The sequence below is a fragment of the Parasediminibacterium sp. HNIBRBA5674 genome, assembly GCF_056745525.1.
This window is the reverse complement of the sequence record NZ_JBQWIE010000107.1, coordinates 1-468: the sequence shown is the minus strand read 5'-3', so window position 1 is coordinate 468 and position 468 is coordinate 1. Positions and strand designations below refer to the sequence as shown.

Here is a 468-nt window from a genome sequence, read left to right as displayed (position 1 = left end):
TCTTTACGTGGTGGTTCATTTATGTGCAACAAAAGTTACTGTACAGGTTACAGAGTTTCTCGCAGAATGAAGAGTAGCACAGATTCTGGCAGTAGTAACACTGGATTTAGATGTGTGAGAAGTAAACGATGAAATACACCTTAATTTAGGTAGTAAAATAGTGACTAATTGTTTTGATCAAAATAGGTTGTATGTTGGTGCTAGTATAGATGTTTTACCAAATTTAGCGATAGAATTAGGATGTTTAAATTGGTTTCAACAAAAGCCAACCGATGTATTTTATAATCGCGATATTGTACAATTTTCGGTATATCATACAATTAGTTTAAAGTAATTCTTAAAGCTATCGTTAAGGCAATAAATAATACGTTTATCTCGTCTATTTAGACGCAATATTTTTTCATTCGTCAGCACAGTTCAGGACGTTTAATTCTTAAATGCAAAATACATTCACACCTCTATAAACTA

2 protein-coding genes are annotated in these 468 nt (G+C 31.8%); both read left to right on the top strand.

Features of this window, described 5'->3' with window-relative positions; genetic code table 11:
- On the top strand, window positions 1–132 hold a 132-nt coding region (locus ACT9TX_RS18465; RefSeq protein ID WP_481340597.1), incomplete at its 5' end, for an SUMF1/EgtB/PvdO family nonheme iron enzyme.
- 28 nt (window positions 133–160) lie between these two features.
- Window positions 161–334 (top strand): hypothetical protein, encoded by a 174-nt coding sequence (locus tag ACT9TX_RS18460; RefSeq protein WP_481340595.1) that lies wholly within the window; start codon window positions 161–163, stop codon window positions 332–334.
- Window positions 335–468 lie beyond the last annotated feature (134 nt).